22 protein-coding genes and 1 pseudogene are annotated in these 20,440 nt (G+C 34.5%); 11 read left to right on the top strand and 12 right to left on the bottom strand.

Features of this window, described 5'->3' with window-relative positions; translation table 11 throughout:
• Positions 1-12 precede the first annotated feature (12 nt).
• Entirely contained in the window at positions 13-393 is a 381-nt protein-coding gene (locus tag ACM6UH_RS02365; protein ID WP_047504675.1) for a VOC family protein, read from the bottom strand.
• Positions 394-846: 453 nt separating this feature from the next.
• Here ACM6UH_RS02365 and ACM6UH_RS02360 point away from each other — a divergent pair, with 453 nt between their 5' ends.
• Complete coding sequence (locus tag ACM6UH_RS02360) at positions 847-2,274, top strand: APC family permease (RefSeq protein ID WP_002482230.1); 1,428 nt, start codon at positions 847-849, stop codon at positions 2,272-2,274.
• A gap of 139 nt (positions 2,275-2,413) precedes the next feature.
• Here ACM6UH_RS02360 and ACM6UH_RS02355 read toward each other — a convergent pair whose 3' ends face one another.
• The 8 genes from ACM6UH_RS02355 to yut form a co-directional block, all read right to left on the bottom strand.
• On the bottom strand, positions 2,414-2,827 hold the full coding sequence (locus ACM6UH_RS02355; protein ID WP_011302259.1) for a MarR family winged helix-turn-helix transcriptional regulator: 414 nt from the start codon (positions 2,825-2,827) through the stop codon (positions 2,414-2,416).
• A 301-nt stretch (positions 2,828-3,128) separates the two neighbouring features.
• The gene (locus ACM6UH_RS02350) at positions 3,129-4,040 is read right to left on the bottom strand and encodes an ABC transporter substrate-binding protein (protein ID WP_011302258.1); all 912 of its coding nucleotides are present in this window, start codon (positions 4,038-4,040) and stop codon (positions 3,129-3,131) included.
• Positions 4,041-4,187: 147 nt separating this feature from the next.
• Entirely contained in the window at positions 4,188-4,877 is a 690-nt protein-coding gene (locus tag ACM6UH_RS02345) for an ABC transporter ATP-binding protein (RefSeq protein ID WP_048787080.1), read from the bottom strand.
• A complete protein-coding gene (locus ACM6UH_RS02340; protein ID WP_011302256.1) occupies positions 4,870-5,649 on the bottom strand; it encodes an ATP-binding cassette domain-containing protein in 780 nt (259 codons plus the stop codon). Before ACM6UH_RS02340 ends, ACM6UH_RS02345 begins: the two co-directional genes overlap by 8 nt.
• Complete coding sequence (gene nikC / locus ACM6UH_RS02335; protein ID WP_048787081.1) at positions 5,642-6,463, bottom strand: nickel transporter permease; 822 nt, start codon at positions 6,461-6,463, stop codon at positions 5,642-5,644. Before nikC ends, ACM6UH_RS02340 begins: the two co-directional genes overlap by 8 nt.
• On the bottom strand, positions 6,460-7,437 hold the full coding sequence (gene nikB / locus ACM6UH_RS02330; protein ID WP_370490318.1) for a nickel ABC transporter permease: 978 nt from the start codon (positions 7,435-7,437) through the stop codon (positions 6,460-6,462). Before nikB ends, nikC begins: the two co-directional genes overlap by 4 nt.
• Complete coding sequence (nikA, locus tag ACM6UH_RS02325; RefSeq protein WP_047504688.1) at positions 7,437-8,915, bottom strand: nickel ABC transporter substrate-binding protein; 1,479 nt, start codon at positions 8,913-8,915, stop codon at positions 7,437-7,439. Before nikA ends, nikB begins: the two co-directional genes overlap by 1 nt.
• 91 nt (positions 8,916-9,006) lie before the next feature.
• A complete protein-coding gene (gene yut, locus ACM6UH_RS02320; protein ID WP_011302252.1) occupies positions 9,007-9,909 on the bottom strand; it encodes an urea transporter in 903 nt (300 codons plus the stop codon).
• 215 nt (positions 9,910-10,124) lie between these two features.
• Between yut and ACM6UH_RS02315 the strand changes: the two genes are divergently transcribed.
• From ACM6UH_RS02315 to ACM6UH_RS02285, 7 genes are read left to right on the top strand one after another with little or no spacing between them, the layout of a single operon-like run.
• The gene (locus ACM6UH_RS02315) at positions 10,125-10,427 is read left to right on the top strand and encodes an urease subunit gamma (protein WP_011302251.1); all 303 of its coding nucleotides are present in this window, start codon (positions 10,125-10,127) and stop codon (positions 10,425-10,427) included.
• Between the two features lie 15 nt (positions 10,428-10,442).
• Positions 10,443-10,847 (top strand): urease subunit beta, encoded by a 405-nt coding sequence (locus ACM6UH_RS02310; protein ID WP_047504693.1) that lies wholly within the window; start codon positions 10,443-10,445, stop codon positions 10,845-10,847.
• Between the two features lie 5 nt (positions 10,848-10,852).
• Positions 10,853-12,568, top strand: coding sequence for an urease subunit alpha (gene ureC / locus ACM6UH_RS02305; protein ID WP_002482218.1), 1,716 nt, complete (start codon positions 10,853-10,855; stop codon positions 12,566-12,568).
• Positions 12,569-12,578: 10 nt separating this feature from the next.
• Positions 12,579-13,031, top strand: a complete 453-nt coding sequence (ureE, locus tag ACM6UH_RS02300) for an urease accessory protein UreE (RefSeq protein ID WP_002482217.1) — start codon at positions 12,579-12,581, stop codon at positions 13,029-13,031.
• Entirely contained in the window at positions 13,024-13,713 is a 690-nt protein-coding gene (locus ACM6UH_RS02295) for an urease accessory protein UreF (RefSeq protein WP_011302248.1), read from the top strand. The genes ureE and ACM6UH_RS02295 overlap by 8 nt, the downstream gene beginning before the upstream one ends.
• A gap of 13 nt (positions 13,714-13,726) precedes the next feature.
• Positions 13,727-14,341 carry an urease accessory protein UreG gene (gene ureG / locus ACM6UH_RS02290; RefSeq protein ID WP_011302247.1) on the top strand — a complete coding sequence of 205 codons (615 nt, stop codon included), beginning with the start codon at positions 13,727-13,729 and terminating at the stop codon, positions 14,339-14,341.
• Positions 14,342-15,184: an urease accessory protein UreD gene (locus ACM6UH_RS02285; RefSeq protein WP_002482214.1), complete on the top strand. Its 843-nt coding sequence runs from the start codon at positions 14,342-14,344 to the stop codon at positions 15,182-15,184. It abuts the gene before it with no gap.
• A gap of 86 nt (positions 15,185-15,270) precedes the next feature.
• Here ACM6UH_RS02285 and ACM6UH_RS02280 read toward each other — a convergent pair whose 3' ends face one another.
• Positions 15,271-15,477, bottom strand: a complete 207-nt coding sequence (locus ACM6UH_RS02280; protein ID WP_011302246.1) for a hypothetical protein — start codon at positions 15,475-15,477, stop codon at positions 15,271-15,273.
• A gap of 177 nt (positions 15,478-15,654) precedes the next feature.
• Here ACM6UH_RS02280 and ACM6UH_RS02275 point away from each other — a divergent pair, with 177 nt between their 5' ends.
• From ACM6UH_RS02275 to ACM6UH_RS02265, 3 genes and pseudogenes are all read left to right on the top strand, one after another.
• Positions 15,655-16,125 carry a thioesterase family protein gene (locus ACM6UH_RS02275; protein WP_011302245.1) on the top strand — a complete coding sequence of 157 codons (471 nt, stop codon included), beginning with the start codon at positions 15,655-15,657 and terminating at the stop codon, positions 16,123-16,125.
• A 173-nt stretch (positions 16,126-16,298) separates the two neighbouring features.
• Positions 16,299-16,853: a TetR/AcrR family transcriptional regulator gene (locus ACM6UH_RS02270; RefSeq protein ID WP_002482211.1), complete on the top strand. Its 555-nt coding sequence runs from the start codon at positions 16,299-16,301 to the stop codon at positions 16,851-16,853.
• A gap of 135 nt (positions 16,854-16,988) precedes the next feature.
• Positions 16,989-18,238, top strand: a pseudogene (locus tag ACM6UH_RS02265) (MFS transporter).
• A gap of 98 nt (positions 18,239-18,336) precedes the next feature.
• On the opposite strand, the gene ACM6UH_RS02260 reads toward ACM6UH_RS02265, so the two are convergent.
• On the bottom strand, positions 18,337-19,482 hold the full coding sequence (locus ACM6UH_RS02260; RefSeq protein ID WP_011302242.1) for a bifunctional cystathionine gamma-lyase/homocysteine desulfhydrase: 1,146 nt from the start codon (positions 19,480-19,482) through the stop codon (positions 18,337-18,339).
• Positions 19,479-20,384: a PLP-dependent cysteine synthase family protein gene (locus ACM6UH_RS02255; protein WP_047504698.1), complete on the bottom strand. Its 906-nt coding sequence runs from the start codon at positions 20,382-20,384 to the stop codon at positions 19,479-19,481. The genes ACM6UH_RS02260 and ACM6UH_RS02255 overlap by 4 nt, the downstream gene beginning before the upstream one ends.
• Positions 20,385-20,440 lie beyond the last annotated feature (56 nt).

Below are 20,440 nucleotides of genomic sequence, written 5' to 3'. Positions count from 1 at the left end.
TTATAGTTTAAATTACATTGCGATAATATTAAATAAGTGTCCATCAATATCGCTAAATAGACCACCATAAAAGCCTTCATGTTTTGTACCACGTTGAAGTACTTTTCCACCTGCTGTTTCAACAAGATTTAATAAGTCATCTACCTCTGCTGCCTCTTTTACAGAAACTGAAACCAATGCTTCATGTCTAACTATATCAGATTGTTGCGCCACTTTTTCAAATTGACCTTGCTCAATTAACATAATGATTTTATAATCTGCTGTTTCAATACCTCTCATTTTGTCTAAAACAGCTTCATTCTTTTTAATCGTAAACCCAATATTTTCAAAGAAAGTCGCACTCGCTTTTAAATCTTTTACTGGTAAATTAAGCCATGATGATTGTATATTCATAATAAATACCCCCTATTTCATTCAATCTCAAATTTAATATTAGCTTACCATTTGCACTTGAATAAAACTATAAATCACTGTTTTTAATATAAATAAAAATACATCCTTTAAGTTAAGACCATGTGCCTAACTTTCGGGATGTATAAATTATTTTTCATCAGAGCATTCTATTATAATGAGGCTAAATAAAAATACTTTTTGAAAATATTAATGCGCTGCTAAAAGTATGTGTTAATTAGCTTTATTATCACCTTTCTAAAAATTTCTAGGTAATCATCTACTGGTATTAAACACTGCTTAACAAAAGTTCACATAAAAGTGGTATTTTTGTGTATATTTACACATATTTTTATAAAATTTTCTGAATATTTAGATATATATGTGCTATGATATACATTATCATAAATTAGTTATTAAGTTTTACGATATATTATTCATTGGGAGAGGTTCATTATGAAAGGTTTTTTTAATAAGATTTTAAAAAGAGAAGATCCTTCCGTCTATCAAGTGAAGGATGCACATTTAAATAGAACATTACGTGTAAAAGATTTCCTTGCTTTAGGTGTTGGTACCATTGTTTCAACTTCTATTTTTACATTACCAGGTGTAGTCGCAGCACAGCATACTGGGCCAGCAGTTGCACTTTCGTTCTTATTAGCTGCAGTTGTAGCGGGTCTCGTATCTTTTGCTTATGCTGAAATGTCATCGGCAATGCCGTTTGCTGGTTCAGCATATTCTTGGATTAATGTCGTATTTGGGGAGGTATTCGGTTGGGTTGCCGGTTGGGCATTGTTAGCTGAATACTTTATAGCCGTCGCCTTTGTTGCCTCTGGTTTTTCGGCAAATTTACGTGGTCTCGTCTCACCATTAGGGATTGAATTACCCAAATCATTATCCAATACATTAGGGACAGATGGAGGCATCATTGATATCGTTGCCGCTGTGGTCATTTTACTTACTGCTTGTCTCTTGTCATATGGTGTTTCGGCAGCAGCACGTATTGAAAATATACTCGTTGTAATTAAAGTTTTAGCTGTTTTACTATTTATCGTAGTAGGTTTAACCGCTATTGATTTAAGCAATTATGTACCATTTATACCTGAACATAAAGTAACTGAAACAGGTTCCTTTGGTGGTTGGCAAGGTATTTATGCAGGTGTATCAATGATATTCTTAGCATATATTGGTTTTGATTCAATTGCAGCAAATTCGGCTGAAGCAATTAATCCACAAAAAACAATGCCTCGCGGTATCTTAGGGTCATTAGCAATAGCTGTCATTCTATTTGTCGCAGTATCACTTGTCCTTGTAGGTATGTTTACTTATTCAGCTTATGCTGATAATGCTGAACCTGTTGGTTGGGCCTTAAGACAAAGTGGTTTTGGTGTTGTGGCAGCTATTGTGCAAGCAATTTCTGTTATTGGTATGTTCACAGCCCTTATTGGAATGATGTTAGCTGGCTCACGTCTACTATATTCCTTTGGTCGTGATGGTTTATTACCTTCTTGGTTAGGAAAACTAAACAAGAAAAATTTACCTAATCGTTCATTAATTATTTTAACCGTGATTGCAGTTATCATTGGCTCTATGTTCCCATTCGCCTTCCTTGCGCAGTTAATTTCTGCAGGAACCTTGGTCGCATTTATGTTTGTTTCCATTGGTATTTTTGGGTTACGCCCAAGAGAAGGAAAAGATATTCCGATGCCAGCTTTTAAAATGCCATTCTACCCTGTTATGCCAATCATCACGTTTGTCAGTGTCGTTGTTGTATTCTGGGGCTTAGGTGCTGAAGCAAAATTATACACACTCATCTGGTTTATTATTGGGTTGCTCATTTACCTTCTATATGGTGTGAAGCATTCTAAAAAACGTCAATCTTAATAATACGAATAAAAAGGGCTAAAACATGCGTACATGTTTTAGCCCTTTTATTTATAAAACACTCGTTTTATCATTCAACCAAATATTTATACTGCTGTTTATTTATCAACACAGCTATCGTTATAGCTTACATACACCATTAATCTATACTATCTATTTGAGAAAGCTTACGAATATTAGAAAAGCTCACTTTTGAGATTAGACTTTCATACGTGTTCAAAGCTTTTTCAGTAATGTCCTGTCCTTCCTCAGTTAAATAAATATACATCGCCCGGTGATCTTCAAGACATTCTTGTCTCACTACTAATGCTTTCGTTGGCTTTTCTATTCTTACGATTAAACGTGACATTGCACTTTGGCTTAAATCTACAATTTTAATCAAATCATTAATTTTATATTTTTTCCCTTTAGCTTTGTAAATCTCATACAACACATAAAATTCTTTTACACTCAAATTGTATTCTTGCTTCAATTTTTTCTCAATCATCGTATCGATATAGTTTACATATTTCGTGAGCTGTACCCAATTATCAATTTTCTGTTGTTTTTTCATCGTATCCTCCCAAAGATATAAGCATCGTTTTAATACAATGTGATTTTATTTATGTAAATGATAACATTTATTTAATTAATTCTCTAAATACATTTTTTGTCTTAATATAGGATGTCACCTTATAATGTTTAGCTCAAAAACTATGACATATGCATCTTTCTTTATCATCTTGGCGCTGTTACCAAAATAATGATCATTGATACACATTGACATACTCAATCAAATAGAAAAACTGCCGCAAAGTTTAACAACTTTGGCGACAGTTTTAAGTTTACTTCACTAACTAATTTGTTTTAAATGACTAATGGTTTAATAATTTTTCTTTTAAGTCTTTACGTTCATAGTCTAATGAATATGGATCATTTAACCAGTAGATACCTTCATCCACTTTAAATGTTTTACCATTTTTAACCGCTTCTGTATTTTTCCAAATATCTTTATTTTCGAATGATAAATCTGCACCTTTGGCAACTGGTGTAACAACATAATCTCCTGACATTTCAGGAATTTGTTCTTCAGATATATCAGCTAAATCATTTTTCTTAGTCGCTTTTTCTACTTTTTCAGGCATTTTCAAACCAAATGAATCATATAGAATTTCACTACCATGACCATATGTTTTACCTAATGCATAGATTTTTTTGTCGAAATCTTTAATGATAGATACAGTTGTATCTTCACCGATGGCATCTTTAATTTCATTACCATCATCTTTTGTTTTTTCTTCCCAGTCTTTAATCCAATCTTCTGCTTTATCTTCTTTACCTACAATTTTACCTAACTCTTTATGCTGTTCTTTATAATCATGTTTCATATAATCAAAAGCAATAGTTGGTGCAACTTTATTTAATTTTTTCAAATTCTTGTCAGTGTTGTATGTAATAATCAAATCTGGTTTAAGTTTCGCTACACTTTCAACATTTTCAGCATCTACTTTATCAACATCTTTAAATTTGTCTTTTAACACTTTACTATCATCTACAATGTTTGCGACACCCACGATATTTGCATCAAGTTCTTTCAATCCACCTGCATATGTTGCACCTAACACTACGATACGTTTAGGATCTTTAGGTATCTTTACTTTTTTACCTGAATCTTGTGTATACGTCTTTTCTTTTTTATCCTTTTTCGAAGCGTCATCACTTGAATTATTGCCACACGCCGCTAGTATTAACATCAGTGCTAGCAACGGAAATATTAATTTTTTCATTTATCTTTCCCCTTTTCTCATCTTATTCTCAATTATACATTATTATATATTAATCTCAATCATATATATTAATCTCAATCATATATCACGCATTATTTTTGAAATTTAAATATATTTTATTATCGAAATTTAAAAAAATACTACTTTCTAATAAATAGAAAGTAGTGTTTTAGTATATTCATGACGCGTAACATTAAATAAACCTTTAGTTTCAAAATCATCTACAATTTCACCATTTTTCATTACAATGAATCGATTAACAATTTGATTTAGAAACGCAAGATCATGTGATATTAATATCATGCCTTTATGTGTTGTTTTATAATAATGCCTTAATATATCAATCATACGTTGTTCTGCAATGACATCTAAGCTTGCTGTAATTTCGTCACAAATAAGTATGTCAGGTTCTAACATTAATGTACGTATCGTATTAAAACGCTGCAATTGGCCACCACTTAACTCTTCAGGCAATCGATCCATCAATTTTGTATCTAATTGCATATAGGCCATTAAATCAGACAAGCGTTGCGCCGCCTTTTGTGATTCCCCTCTACGTTGATACTTTATTGGCTCTTCCATAGATTTTCTAATTTTAAATTTAGGATTAAAGCTATCTACAGCATGTTGAAATATTGGTAAAACGCGTTCCTTATGCGTGATAACTTCACCATGTGTTGGTTGAAGTAATCCGAGCATTATTTTTGCTAGTGTCGTCTTACCAGAACCACTTTCACCAACGATTCCGACAATCTCGTCGGCTTGTATGGATAATTGAATCTTTTTTAAAATAGCTTCATGTTTATAGCTAAAGCTAACGTCTGTTAAATTAAGCATGGTAATCCCCTTTCTTTAATCGACTACGGGAATTAAATAATTTTAAACTATACGGTTTAACATCATTATTTTTAAAAGCATCAATATGATTGGACTCTACCATTTCACCATTTTTAATGACATGAATCCAGTCACTAAAATCTAATACATGCGATAGATTATGTGTTATTAACAGCAAAGTCACTTTGTGTACTTCAGCCAAATGTTTAATCAAATTCATAATACTCACGCCTGTAACAGCATCTAATGAAGCTATTGGTTCATCGGCAATAATGACCTTAGGATTGAGCATTAATACGCTAGCAATTTGAACTCGAGCTAATTGCCCTCCAGAAAGGCTGAAACGGTACTTTGACATCATTTGAGAAGGATTTAATTCGACCCATGATAGTGCTTGTTCCACAATTTTTTGCGCACCTTTTTTATCTGTCTTGTAATGTTGTCTATATATAGAAATCAATTGTTTCCCAAGTTTCGTATGATCGTTAAAGCTGTGTGTATAGTTTTGAGAAATAAAACCAATTTCTTTACCTAAAAGATTGTGCATATCAGACATCTCACTATGTTCATAAGTCATGCAATCGTATTGCATATCTAGTGTGTTCGGTATCTGTTGGACCATTGCTCTAGCTGTTAAACTTTTGCCAGAACCACTCTCACCAATTAAGACATTCACTTTACTTTTTTTAAGACCTAAATCCACGTGTTGAATCAGCTTATTACCAAAACGATCTGCTATAGATAAATTTGTTATTTCTAGTATATTAGTCATTCACATCACGTTGTCCTTTCAATAACCTATCTCTCAGCGCGTCGCCTGCTAAGTTAAATAATAAAATCGTAACAGTAATTAAACAGGCTGGCACAATAATCAGTAATGGGTAGGAACTAATATAATCTCTGCCTACATTGAGCATCGCGCCCCATTCAGGAGATGGTGGTTGTGCACCTAATCCTAAAAATGAAAGTGAAGAAATATATAATATTATTTTCCCAAAATCTACCGTCATTAATACAATAATAGATGGCATCACTTGCGGCATAAAATGTTTAAAAATAATGACATGTGTCGGTACATGAAATAACCTTGCCATCTGTATATATGGTTTATTGATTTCACTACTAACTACTGATCGCGTTAATCTTGTATAGGTCATCCACTTGATAATTGTAATCGCAATGACAAGGTTCCAAATACTCGGTTTGAAAAAACTAGCTAATGCAATCATTAACACAAACTCAGGAATGCTTAATCCAATATCAATCAAGCGCATAATGAACGTATCCACGATACCTTTCTTATAGCCAGCAAGCAGGCCTAATGGCACACCAATGATAACTGTAATAAACAGCGTAATTAAACTTATAATCAATGTATATCTAGCACCGATAATCACTCTTGAAAATAAATCACGTCCGTAATCATCCGTACCTAACCAATGTGTTAAATTTGGCGTTTCCAAACTACTGCCTAAATTGACTTCGTATGCACTATAAGACGATACAAAAAACTGTGCAATGATAAGTACAACAAAATAAATCGCAAATGCATAAAATATCATATTTCGTCGGTTAATCTGCTTCATAATGACTCACCATCCTGACGTTTCATGCGTTCAATATCCGTTGGCTTGTTATATCGTCGCTTGGGATCAATCCATAATAACAGTAAATCACTCATTGTATTTGCTAATACAACAAAGAAACCAATCATGATAACAGCACCTTGAACAACAGGGTAATCACGTGCTCGAATACTATCTACAAGAAAATGACCAATCCCTGGTATACCAAATAAATTTTCTATCACAACAGTACCACCGATTAGACTGCCCACAGACATACCTAACACCGTAATGATTGGAATAATTGCTGGTTTAAATAAATCTTGCCATAATATATAACGTTCAGACATCCCTCTTAATCTTGCTGCTTCCACTTCTTTTGATTGGTAGAGTTCGACTAAATTTGAACGCATTAACCTTACGTAATATGCACTCATACCAACGCTTAATGCAATGACTGGTAATATATAGCCTGCCATTGTATCAAGACCAGAGGACGGGAGTAGATTCCACTTTTGCGCAAACACATAAATCAATATCGTACCCAAGAAGAAGGACGGTATACTTACTGTAAAAGATGTCACACTTCTTATTAAACTGTCTAACCATGTATGATAGTACTTTGCTGCAATCATGCCTAATGGTATGGCTACGACAAACACGACAACTATTGTCATCACTGCGATAAATAATGTTGGCGGTGTATAGTAAATTAATTCTTTGATAACGGGTTCACCTGTTTGATAACTGGTCCCAAAATTTAATTGGATAATTTGCCCGAGCCATTGCACATACTGAATGATTACGGGTTGGTCTAGCCCAAGTTTTGCTTTAGTCGCTTCTATTTGATCACTTGAAACATTTGCTACATCCAAATGTAATATTTTATCTATAGGATCTCCTGGCGTAAGTTTCATTAAAATAAAAGTAATAGTAGAAAGGACAAACAATACAATGATCATTTGTCCAATTCTAGAAAGTATATTTTTTAATATCATTTCGCTTTATCAACCTTATAATCAATGAGATAAATGCCTTCAGGCGTTGCTTTTAAGTTTTTAACTTTTTTATTCATACCGACAATATTATCCATATAAGTAAGATAACTATTGGCTTTATCTTTATCTGTAATATCGATAATTTCATTAGTTAGTCGATTACGTTCAGTTTTATCAACTGTTTTATTGAATTGATCAATCAGTTTGGTTACTTTCGCATTGTCATATCCACCTGCATTGATTGCACCCTCAGGCTTATACGCTTGATTAAAGAAATAACCCGTATCACCTCTAGGAATCGTTCCAAAGCTATACATTGATGCATCCCATTGGCTCTTGTCTTTAAGATAACCCTCAATATCATCTAAGTTACGAATCGTAATATCAATATTTGCTTTTTTAGCATCTGATTGAAGTACTTGAGCCATTTTTGGAAGCTCTGGACGTCCGTTATATGTTGATACCGTTAGTTTTAAAGGATGTGCTTTCGTGTAGCCTTGCGCTGCCATTATTTTTTTAGCTTCATCAATATCTTGCTTTTGTACCTGTTGTTTATCAATAAAATCTAATTTTGTATTAAATGGCCCAGTGGCAGGTGTCGCATGATTCTTGGAGACATTTTTAGCAATGCTTTCTCTATCCACAACTTTGTCAAGGGCTTCACGCACCGGTTTCGTCATTTTTTTACTTGTGTGGTTATACATAATCAAGGACGTTCTAAATCCAGAAACTGAAGATGTTGTCGTTTTATCACCTTGATTTAATGTTTTTTCTTTTTCGACTGGCACATCTGTGATGACATCGGCTTTGCCTGAACTTAGATTACTTGAACGCACATTACCATCTTCTTGATATGTAACATTTACATGGTCTAATTTTGGTTTACCTTGCCAATAATCCTTAAATTGATCTAGTTTAATATTTTGAGATTGTTTGTAATCTTTAATTTGGTATGGTCCCGTACCAACAGGCGCTTTCGTTACATCACTATCCGCTTTTGTATCGTAAATAGCCGAAAATGGACTAGCCAATTCAGATACTAATTCAGGATAAGCCTCTTTGGTAGTGATACTTACATTTTGGCCATCTACTTTAATTTCTTTAATTGGTAATGAGCCTTTAACGAGATCACTTTTTTTTATACTTTCCTCAAGACTCGCCTTTACAGCTTGGCCCGTTACTTTTTTACCATTTTGAAATTTAATGTCATCTTTTAATTTCAAATCTAATTGCGTTGGTGATTTCTGGTTATACGTATCTACTAAAAGTTTTTGTACTTTACCATTCGCACCTGCTTTAAATAGTGATTCTGCTGAGCCTATCTTAACAGGTACATCTGTTTCGTAAGGTGCTATAGAAGTTGTCTTTAGTGGCAATTCGACATTCAATGTTTTACCTTTTGATTCATTACCTGATCCACTGCAACCTGCCAACACAATCGCTGTTGTTGCTAATAGTGCGACCATTTTTTTCATTCATATTCCTTCTTCCTAATAAATTATTAATCACTTAGAAAATATACTTATGACTTTATCTTGCATAACATTCATTATTAATAACCTATGATTATATTTCTTGCGCTTTCATTTGATTACCCGCAAATAGCATTATCCACGTTGCGATAATAAACGGCAGTGTAAAGACAGGGAGTCCATAGGGTGTTAATAATGTCGTCATACCTGCATGGATTACCACAGTCAGCAATATACCTAAAACGATACTAATTGGTCGTTGTATTCTAGTTCGAAACGCTATGCCTAGCGCTAACACAGTGAGTATCACATTATAGCCGAATAAACCTTCATTAATTTGATCATGATTTGCACCTAATACAATCACTGCTAAAAATCCTATTAAATTGGCTACTATCGCATAAACACCCGCTTTTCTAGATGCTATAAAAATGCCGATTAATATTAACGTGCCCGCTAACACACTTTTCAATAAAAATATTTCACTAAATCCGGATAAAAAAGCATTGATAAATTGAATATGATGACCCGAAAATTGAATTTCCTGTATCGCATTGGGAAGAATATTTACATCAGCATTTACGAATTTAAATTGAAATGACATGAGTAAAATGAGCCAACTTACGAACACATAAGGCATCGTTAACATAGGTACACCAAAAGGTTTAAAGAATTCTCTAAATGCAGAACCGATTGGCATCGTAATGATGATTGCAACTAAAATAATAATTAAACTGTACCATTTTGGCACTAAAAATAATGTCAATGCAATTGCTGTTAATACTGGATTAAAACCTGATAATCCTGTATTGATTTCTTCTTCTGAATAATTAGTCCTTTTTGCTAGTAACAATGCAATGACGCTCGCTATGAGTGCCATCACACCCACCTTCCAGCTACCTATAAATAACCCTAGCAAAATAAATAATCCCGTCCATGCATTATTTAGCAGTAGTACTTGTGAGATATTCTTCAATACAATTCGAATCGCATCCACATTGTCACCTGATTTCTATATATTCTGACTTAAACAATAATATATGAGAAATACAAAAAATTAAAGCAATATATATCATGATTTTATTTAAATGTTTTTTAATTTTGTGGAATGTAATGGTTTATTCTTGTAGTTCCAAATTAATCGTCTTATTATTAAGGTGCACATATAAATTTTTATGTACACAATTCAATTTGTCGAAAGGTAGTGAGATTGTGCATTTTACACAACGTGAACAAGATAAACTGATGTTGGTCATCGCAGCAGATTTAGCTCGCAGACGTCAACAACGAGGTTTGAAATTAAATTATCCGGAAGCTGTAGCTATTATCAGTTTCGAGTTACTCGAAGGCGCTAGAGACGGAAAAACAGTTGCCGAACTCATGAGCTATGGTAAACAAATATTAAATGAAGATGACGTGATGGAAGGCGTTGCAGATATGTTAACTGAAATGGAAATCGAAGCAACGTTCCCAGATGGTACGAAACTCATTACTGTCCATCACCCAATCGTTTAGAGGAGGATTAAAATTATGAAACCTGGTGAAATTATAGTCAAACGTACAGAAATCGAAGTGAATCAAGGGCATAATGCAACAATCCTTAATGTTAAAAATACAGGCGATCGCCCTATCCAAGTTGGTTCACACTATCACTTTTTCGAAGCTAACCCAGCGTTACAATTCGATCATGAAAAAGCCTATGGCAAACGTCTAGATATACCAGCAGGCGCGGCTGTTCGTTTTGAACCTGGTGATGAAAAAGAAGTACAACTCGTAGAATACAGTGGTAAACGTAAAATCTACGGTTTTCATGGTGACGTAAATGGTTCCATCGATGAGTCACGTGTTTATAAACCAGAAGATGATAGTACTGCAACAGAAGTCATTGCTGAACAAGACAAAACGAGTGAAAATGCTAACAAAGGAAGAGGGTAAAAAGTATGAGCTTTAAAATGACGCAATCCCAATATACAAGTCTCTATGGACCAACTGTTGGTGATTCTGTAAGATTAGGCGATACAAACTTATTTGCTCGCGTAGAACGTGATTACGCTACATATGGAGATGAAGCTGCATTCGGCGGTGGTAAGTCTATCCGTGATGGTATGGCACAAAATCCAAATGTCACACGTGATGACAAGCAAGTTGCTGATTTAGTCATCACAAATGCGATGATTATTGATTACGATAAGATTGTCAAAGCCGACATCGGCGTTAAAAATGGCTATATCATGAAAATTGGTAAAGCAGGCAATCCAGATATTATGGATAACGTAGATATTATTATTGGTGCTACAACAGACATTATTTCTGCTGAAGGTAAAATTGTAACTGCGGGTGGCATAGATACACATGTCCATTTCATTAACCCTGAACAATCGCAAGTTGCATTAGAAAGTGGTATCACAACACATATCGGTGGCGGTACAGGCGCGTCTGAGGGTACGAAGGCGACAACTGTCACACCTGGACCATGGCACTTACATCGTATGTTACTCGCAGCAGAGTCATTACCGTTGAATATTGGCTTTACTGGTAAAGGGCAAGCTGTAAACCACACAGCTTTAGTCGAACAAATTCACGCTGGTGCAATCGGCTTAAAAGTGCATGAAGACTGGGGTGCAACGCCTTCAGCACTTGATCATGCTTTACAAGTCGCAGATGACTATGACGTACAAATCGCGTTGCACGCAGATACGTTAAATGAAGCTGGTTTCATGGAAGAAACAATGGCTGCAGTAAAAGATCGCGTATTGCATATGTATCATACGGAAGGTGCTGGTGGTGGTCATGCGCCCGATTTAATTAAGTCTGCTGCGTATGCTAACATTTTACCTTCTTCAACAAATCCGACGTTACCTTATACTGTAAATACAATCGATGAACATTTAGATATGGTTATGATTACCCACCATTTAAATGCATCTATCCCTGAAGATATTGCGTTTGCGGATTCACGTATTCGTAAAGAAACCATTGCAGCTGAAGATGTACTTCAAGATATGGGCGTATTTAGTATGGTAAGTTCTGATTCACAAGCAATGGGACGTGTCGGAGAAGTAATTACCCGTACTTGGCAAGTTGCTCACCGTATGAAAGAACAACGTGGATTATTAGATGGCGACAGTGAATACAATGACAATAATCGTATTAAACGCTATATAGCAAAATATACAATTAACCCAGCCATTACACATGGTATTTCTGACTATGTAGGTTCAATTGATGAAGGTAAATTAGCCGACATCATTCTTTGGGAACCAGCATTCTTCGGCGTTAAACCTGATGTCATCGTTAAAGGCGGGTTAATCAACGCTGCAATCAACGGAGATGCGAATGGCTCTATCCCTACTTCAGAACCTTTAAAATATCGCAAAATGTATGGTCAATTAGGTGGAAATCTACAAAGTACATCGATGACTTTTGTTTCTACAACTGCTTATGAAAACGATATTGGTAAACTTTTAGGCTTAAAACGCAAATTAAGACCTGTGCACAATATCCGTAAATTAAGTAAAAAAGATATGAAAAACAATAATGCAACACCAGATTTAGACGTTGACCCACAAACATATGAAGTTTTTGTTGATGGAGAGAAAATTACAAGCGAACCTGCTACAGAATTACCATTAACACAACGCTATTTCTTATTCTAGGAGGTAAATCGTGATTATCGAAGAAATTGTAGGTAATATCGCTAATCTTTCAGATAGTGAAAAAGGTAAACATATGGAAAAGGTATACCTAGAAAATTCAGATTTAGTAAAAAGAATTCAACGCGTTACAACAGATCATGGTAATGAAATAGGTATCCGTTTAAAACAGCCTATTGATTTACAATACGGCGATATATTATATAAAGATGATAAAAATATGATTGTTGTTGATGTAAATTCTGAAGATTTACTGGTAATCAAACCACGTACATTACAAGAAATGGGAGATATCGCTCATCAACTTGGTAACAGACATTTACCAGCACAATTCACAGAAACTGAAATGCTCGTTCAATATGACTACTTAGTGGAATCTTTATTAAAAGACCTAGGTATTCCTTATGAACATGAAGACCGCAAAGTTAACAAAGCATTCAGACACATAGGACATTCACATGATTGATCATGCACACCTACGCCTGTTTCAATTTTGCGATTCGCAATTCCCAACAGGCGCATTCAGTCATTCATTTGGACTTGAGACATATATCCAGCGTGATACTGTCCATGACGAAGAAAGTTTCCAACAATGGCTCGTGTTATTTTTAAATGAGCAATTAACATATGCAGATGGTTTAACAATGCGTTTAGTGTATGATGCCCTAAATGAAAATGATACAAAAGCAATATTGAAATTAGATCGTATTCTTTTTGTTCAAAACTTACCAAAAGAAACGAGACAAGGTTCAAAACAAATGGGAAATCGCATGGTTAAACTTGCGTCTGAATTATATGATAGCGATTGGATTAATTGGTATCATGCCCAAATGAAAGATAAAAAAGCATCCTTGCATCCTGCAATTTGCTTTACAATGCTTGGTCACCATCTCGGTGTCGATATCGAAACCATCATTGACTATTATCTATATCAAAATGTGTCCAGTCTCACTCAAAATGCCGTTCGTGCAATTCCATTAGGACAAACTGCCGGACAGCGTATTGTTCATAAAATGATTCCAATCATGAAAGAAACAAGAGACCATATCATGACAATTCCTGCGTCACAGCTCGGTATTACAGCACCAGGTTTGGAAATCAATCAAATGGAACATGAAAACGTAAATGTAAGAATTTTTATATCTTAGGAGGACAAGCTTTATGACAGATACAATTAAAATAGGTGTCGGCGGCCCTGTTGGTGCAGGGAAAACGCAACTTATCGAAAAAATTGTCAAACGCTTAGCGAAAGACATGAGTATCGGTGTAATTACAAATGATATCTATACTAAAGAGGATGAGAAAATATTAGTGAATTCAGGTGTCTTACCCGAAGATAGAATCATCGGTGTAGAGACAGGTGGTTGCCCTCATACAGCAATTCGTGAAGATGCGTCAATGAACTTTGCAGCAATCGATGAATTAAAAGAGCGCAATGATGATATTGAACTTATCTTCATAGAATCAGGTGGCGATAACTTAGCTGCTACATTCAGTCCTGAACTTGTCGACTTTTCAATCTATATTATCGATGTTGCCCAAGGAGAGAAAATCCCACGTAAAGGTGGCCAAGGTATGATTAAGTCGGACTTTTTCGTCATTAACAAAACAGATTTAGCACCTTACGTTGGCGCATCATTAGATCGCATGGCAGAAGATACGAAAGTCTTCCGTGGTAACCGACCATTTACTTTTACAAATCTTAAAACAGACGAAGGCTTGGATGAAGTCATACAATGGATTGAACAAGATGTATTTCTTAAAGGATTAGCCTAAATGTCTAACAACAAACAAGCTTGGACAGGACAATTAGATTTATCCGTTTTTAACAATGGTAAAAAATCTGTTGCTAGAGATGTCTTTTTTGAAAAAGCCTTAAAAGTCATGCGTCCAGTCTATCTAAATCAATCTGATATCCCCACCTTCTATATCGTCAACGTAGGTGGCGGATACTTAGATGGTGACCGCTATACGATGAATTTTAATATTGATTCTGATGCTAAAGTTATATTAACTTCACAAGGTGCCACAAAAATTTATAAAACATTGAATGATCATGTCGAGCAATACCAAACCTTTAATATAAAAAATAATGGTTATGCTGAATATGTTGGTGATCCCATTATAGCCTTTGAAAACGCAAAGTTTTATCAACACAATGTATTCAATTTGGAATCAACTGCGTCTCTATTCTATACAGATATTCTTACACCAGGTTATTCCAAATCAGATAAACGTTTTAGTTATACGTATATGCACTTACTAAACGAAATATATGTAGATGATGCATTGGTAACGTTTGATAATATGTTACTCGATCCACAGAAACAAAATGTGGATGGTCTAGGTTATATGGAAGATTATACGCATCTAGGTTCTTGTTATTTCATCCACCCTAGCGTTAATCAAAAATTTATTGAACAAGTTTATGAGGAAATTAAACACTTCCAACATAAATATGACTGCCGTTTTGGTATCACACATTTACCAACTCACGGTTTCAGCCTTCGTATCTTATCTAATAAAACGCAAGTGATTGAAAGTATCATAACTGCAGTTCAATGTTATGTCGTCAAACAAATCTTTGACCGTGATGTAGATTTTTTAAGAAAGTATTAGTTTTAAAAAAAGGGCTGGAATCATTTCCAGTCCTTTTTATTATGAATATGCGTTCTGTTATATTATTAACGTTCAAAGTCTATTTCTTAAATCAGGTTAAGTAGCCAAACTAAGCTTGCTACAAATAATACAATAGTAATGAGATAAATGGTTAACTTTTGTCCTTTAGTTAATGCTTTTTCTTCTTTTGTAAACAAACTAAACATGGTACCATCTTTGCCCATTAATAATGTAATAGAATAAATAAGAAAGACAATAGAAATAATGAATAATATTAAGGCAACCAATACCATATATGTCCCCCTTTTCCAGTTGTAAATTTTTCTAGTAAGCTAAATATCATACTATCTTACATTATGCATTTTATAAAGAATTAACTATTTTTAAGCCTCGTAAAACAAATTGTTAACTCTGTTCATACATAATTGATACAATAGTACAGGCTTATAAAAAATAAAGGAGTGATTTTTGTGACAGATGAATATATCTATAAAAATACGGTACAGCCATCTTGGATAGACAATAATAATCATATGCATGATGCGCAATATTATTCCATTTTCAGTGATGCTGTTGTAGGCTTTTTTGAATCTATCGATTTCTCCACAGATTATCGTCATAGTCAAGATGTGACAATGTTCAGCGTAGAAGCGCATATTTCATTTTTAAAAGAACTTTTACTCGATGAATCCTTCTATATTAAAGTACATATTTACGATTACGATGCCAAAAGAGTACATTTATTCTTAACAATGTATAATAGCAACGATGAACGCAATGCAACATATGAAGCCATTATGATGGGTGTTGGCAATGAAACAAGACGAAGCATGGACTTTCCTAAACCCATCCAAGAAAAAATCAAACACTATTTTGATCAACAAAACACTTTCGACGTACCTAAACAACTCGGACATGTCATCGGCATTCCAAAGAAATAACTACGCTTGGTTACGACAACTAAATCATGCAAATATCATCCGACGCTATTAGTAAAGCTCAATACACTTTATAATCAGATAAGTGTATTGAGCTTTACGCTTTTTTTGACATTCTCATTGTGCGTTGCTAGAATTAAATAGAATGACCATTCTACTTTGAAAGTGTGAGATATATGTCACAAAAGAAACAAGATATCTTGAGTGTAGCAGAACGCCTATTTTATGAATATGGTTTTAAAGGTGTAGGTTTGAAGCAAATTATACAAGAAGCTAATGTCGCAACGATGACGCTATATAATCATTTTGAATCTAAAGATAACTTAGTGGCTCAAGTACTGAAACAGCGTGAAACACGTTATTGGCACTATCTAGACAGTCACGTTGAACAACATCCTGAAAAACCTTTTATATCAGCAGTCACGGCGCATTGTCAGTGGTTAAATGATTATTCGTATAAAGGTGATATGTTTATGCGTGCTATTGAGGATTATGCAGACACGGATAATGAGATTGAAAGTACAGCAAGAGGTCACAAAGAAAGACTGTTACATTATTTAGAAAAACTTGCTGATGATGCTGGTATTGAAAATGGTTATGATTTAGCCGTTCAATATACTTTGCTTTTAGAAGGTACAACTTCTATGACTGCTTTATTAGGTTCTAAAGATGCGACTTCGCATGCTATCACAATGGCCAAGTTATTATTAAATGAAGCACATAATCAATAATTCCAAACGAATTTGAAGTATTTTAATACAAAATGCACTTACTCGTTATCTTTACACAAAAGTAGAATGAACATTCTATATATTTTTAGTTCTAAGTAGAATGAACATTCTATCTATAAAAGGAGGTTCCTATTAATGAAATTTTCAAAACTTGTATTCCCTGGTATTGCTATGATCGCAACGACCTATGGATTAGGCCGTTTTAGTTTTGGTCTCTTTTTACCAGACATTACTAATGATTTATCTTTATCTGCATCTCAAGCTGGTCTAATTTCGTCTTTATTTTATTTAGCGTATTGTTTTACAATCGTTTATTCAACTCTACAGACAGATACGATTGGTCCAAAACGTATGATAATACTTGCTGGCATCTCTGTAGTCATTGGTTTGATTACTATTGGCGTATCAAGCAATGCAATCATTCTATCTATCGGTGTTATTTTTACAGGTGCAAGCACCGGTCTCGTTTCTCCTCCGTATGGCTATACCATTTCGTTGTGGATTAATCTTCAAGATCAAGGTAAAGCAAATACTTTGATTAATTCAGGAACGAGTATGGGTTTAATGTTTACTGGTATAACAGCAATGCTTGTATTTTTAGATTGGCGTGATACTTATTTAATATATGCTTTAATTGCATTGGTCGTTTTATTTTGGAACTATATCGTCATACCGAAGCTTCAAAAAGATATTAAAATTCATACAGGTAGTCTTAATATTAGAGATATTTCTGCGAGCACACGTATCGTCACTGCCTCTACACTGCTCGGTATATCTACTGCACCATTTGGACTTTCTCAAAACCCATTGTCCAATTAACAGGCAATTATTCAGATATAGCACTTTCTATTTTTTGGATTTTAATTGGCATATTTGGTGTAGTTGGTGGTATTTCTGGTTCAATTATCGATAAAAAAGGGATTCACTTCGCGTTTAATTTTGGCGTTATTGCATTAGCATGCGCTAGTGTATTATTAGCATACACGCCAAGCATTTGGTTACTACCATTTATTGCGTCATCATTATTCGGCCTGAGTTATATTTTCTTAACCGGTGTTTTACTGGTTTGGGGAATCAAACTGTTTGTCAAAAATGCTTCTCTTGGCATAGGCATACCTTTCTTACTTCTAGCGGTTGGACAAGTCATAGGTTCATCTATCGCTGGTATTGTAATTGATATACTAAATTATGAATATAGCTTTATCATTTTTGGCATTATCGGACTGATTCCATTACTCATTTATCCTAAAGTAGAGGTTACAGAAAACAAAATACCGAAAGGTCGTTATAGTAAATTACAAAAAACTAACTCAGATATACTTAACGATACTTACGCACAACATCAAACTTCAAACTCAAATAATGATAAATATAACCATATATAAAAAAGGAATAAGCCTGAAATCAATGATTCTAAATTGATTTCAGGCTTATTCCCAACTTATTCCTATATGCCTTTCATTTCTTTTTGAAATTTATACTATTAACCTAATGCGTTTAATGATTGTTCTAGATCCTCGACTAAATCTTTTGTATCTTCAATACCTACTGATAAACGTACTAATCCGTCGGCGATGCCTTCTTTTTCACGAATATCTTTAGGAATTGAAGCATGTGTCATTAATGCAGGTACTGAAATTAAACTTTCAACAGCACCTAAACTCTCAGCTAAAGTGAAATAATGTGATTCACTGATTACTTTTTTAGCACTTTCTATGTCAGCGACTTCAAATGCGACAACACCTGTATGGCCCTCAGATTGTGCTTCGTGAATATCATGATTTAAATGGTCCGAGATACTTGGATGGAATACCTGTTTCACTGCTGAATGTTGTTGTAACATATCAATGATAGCAAGTGTATTACGTTGAACCTGTTCCATGCGTAATCCAAGTGTTTTTATGCCACGAATCAGTAAATAACTATCTTGAGGTCCAAGCACACCACCAGTTGAGTTCTGAATAAATCCTAAACGTTCAGCTAATTCAGCGTCACTTGTTGCAACTAATCCGGCAACAACATCGCTATGACCACCAATATATTTTGTGGCTGAATGTAAAACAATATCAATGCCCAATGTTAATGGATTTTGGAAATATGGCGTCATAAATGTATTATCAACAACCGAAATTAAATGATGCTTTTTAGCAATTTCTGCTGATTTTTTAATATCAGTGACACGTAATAAAGGATTAGACGGCGTTTCAATGTATAACATTTTCGTTTCAGGTTTAATATATTGTTCAACAGCTTCTATATTTGTCGTATCGATAAACTCAGCATCAATACCAAACCTATTAAACACTTTTGTTAAAGCTCTATAAGTACCACCATATACATCTGAATTGATGAGTAAATGGTCACCTTTATCTAATAACATAATAACTGCTGAAATAGCTGCCATACCAGAACCAAATGCAAAGCCACTTTCACCTTGCTCTAAATCTGCAATTAAACCCTCTAAAGCACTGCGTGTTGGATTTGCCGAACGAGAATATTCATATCCCTGTCTCATGTCGCCAATACCATCTTGCATATACGTACTTGTTTGATAAATTGGCGTTGTAACTGCACCTGTATATGGATCTGTTGTTTGTCCACCATGAATTAATTGTGTTTTTTTATTCATTTGATTGTCTCCTTATAATTTAAAATTTGTTTTGACATATATCGGTCACTGCCATCTGGAAAAATGGTTACAATGACACCTTTATTAATATGTTTTTTAATTTCTAGAGCGCCTTGCAATGCTGCTCCGGAAGAACTACCTACTAAAAGACCTTCTTGTCTTGCTAATAATTTAACATTTTGAAAAGCGGCATCATCACTCACTTTTATAATATCTGACACCAATGCTTTAGGTAGAAAAGATGGCCATTTTTCTGAACCGATCCCTTCAATATCATGACTATGCGCATTACCGCCACTTAAAATAGATCCTTCTGGTTCTACGATGACACTTTCGGTATGATATGTTGCTGCTAAATGTTCAGCAACACCTGTAAAAGTCCCTCCTGAACCAACACCACCTACAAAATAATCAATATCTTTAAGCTTATCTGTTATTTCTTTTCCTATTGTAGACTTATAGGTCTCAGGATTGCGATAAGATTCGAATTGATTTAAATAATACGCACCAGTTTGCAGTTCATAATCACGTGCGGCCTTTTGTGCACCTGCCATGCCTAAAGTTTGATCTGTTCTGATGACTTCAGCACCTAACGCTTTTATAATTGATATCTTTTCTTCAGAAAAACCTTCAGGTGCAAAAATCACAGCACTGACGCCGTAATGATTAGCAGCAATTGCAACACCAATTCCTGTATTCCCTGCAGATGCCTCTACAACGACATCGCCTTTTTGGATTATATTCTCTCTTATTGCTGTTTCGATTAAATGTTTTCCTAATCGATCTTTCACACTACCACCAAGATTATACTGTTCTAACTTGGCATAAATTTGTACATCTTTATTACTAAATGACTCCAACAATACTAATGGCGTATTTCCAATTAAATCAAAAGCAATCATTATTTCCCTCCATAGTGCCTTTCTCCCCACAATACCTTACTATACCGATAAGAATT

Source organism: Staphylococcus sp. LKG4-2 (assembly GCF_050955665.1).
In the GTDB taxonomy this organism is placed as follows: domain Bacteria; phylum Bacillota; class Bacilli; order Staphylococcales; family Staphylococcaceae; genus Staphylococcus; species Staphylococcus saprophyticus.
Note: the sequence above shows the minus strand (reverse complement) of the source record. Positions and strands in the feature narration are given on the sequence as shown.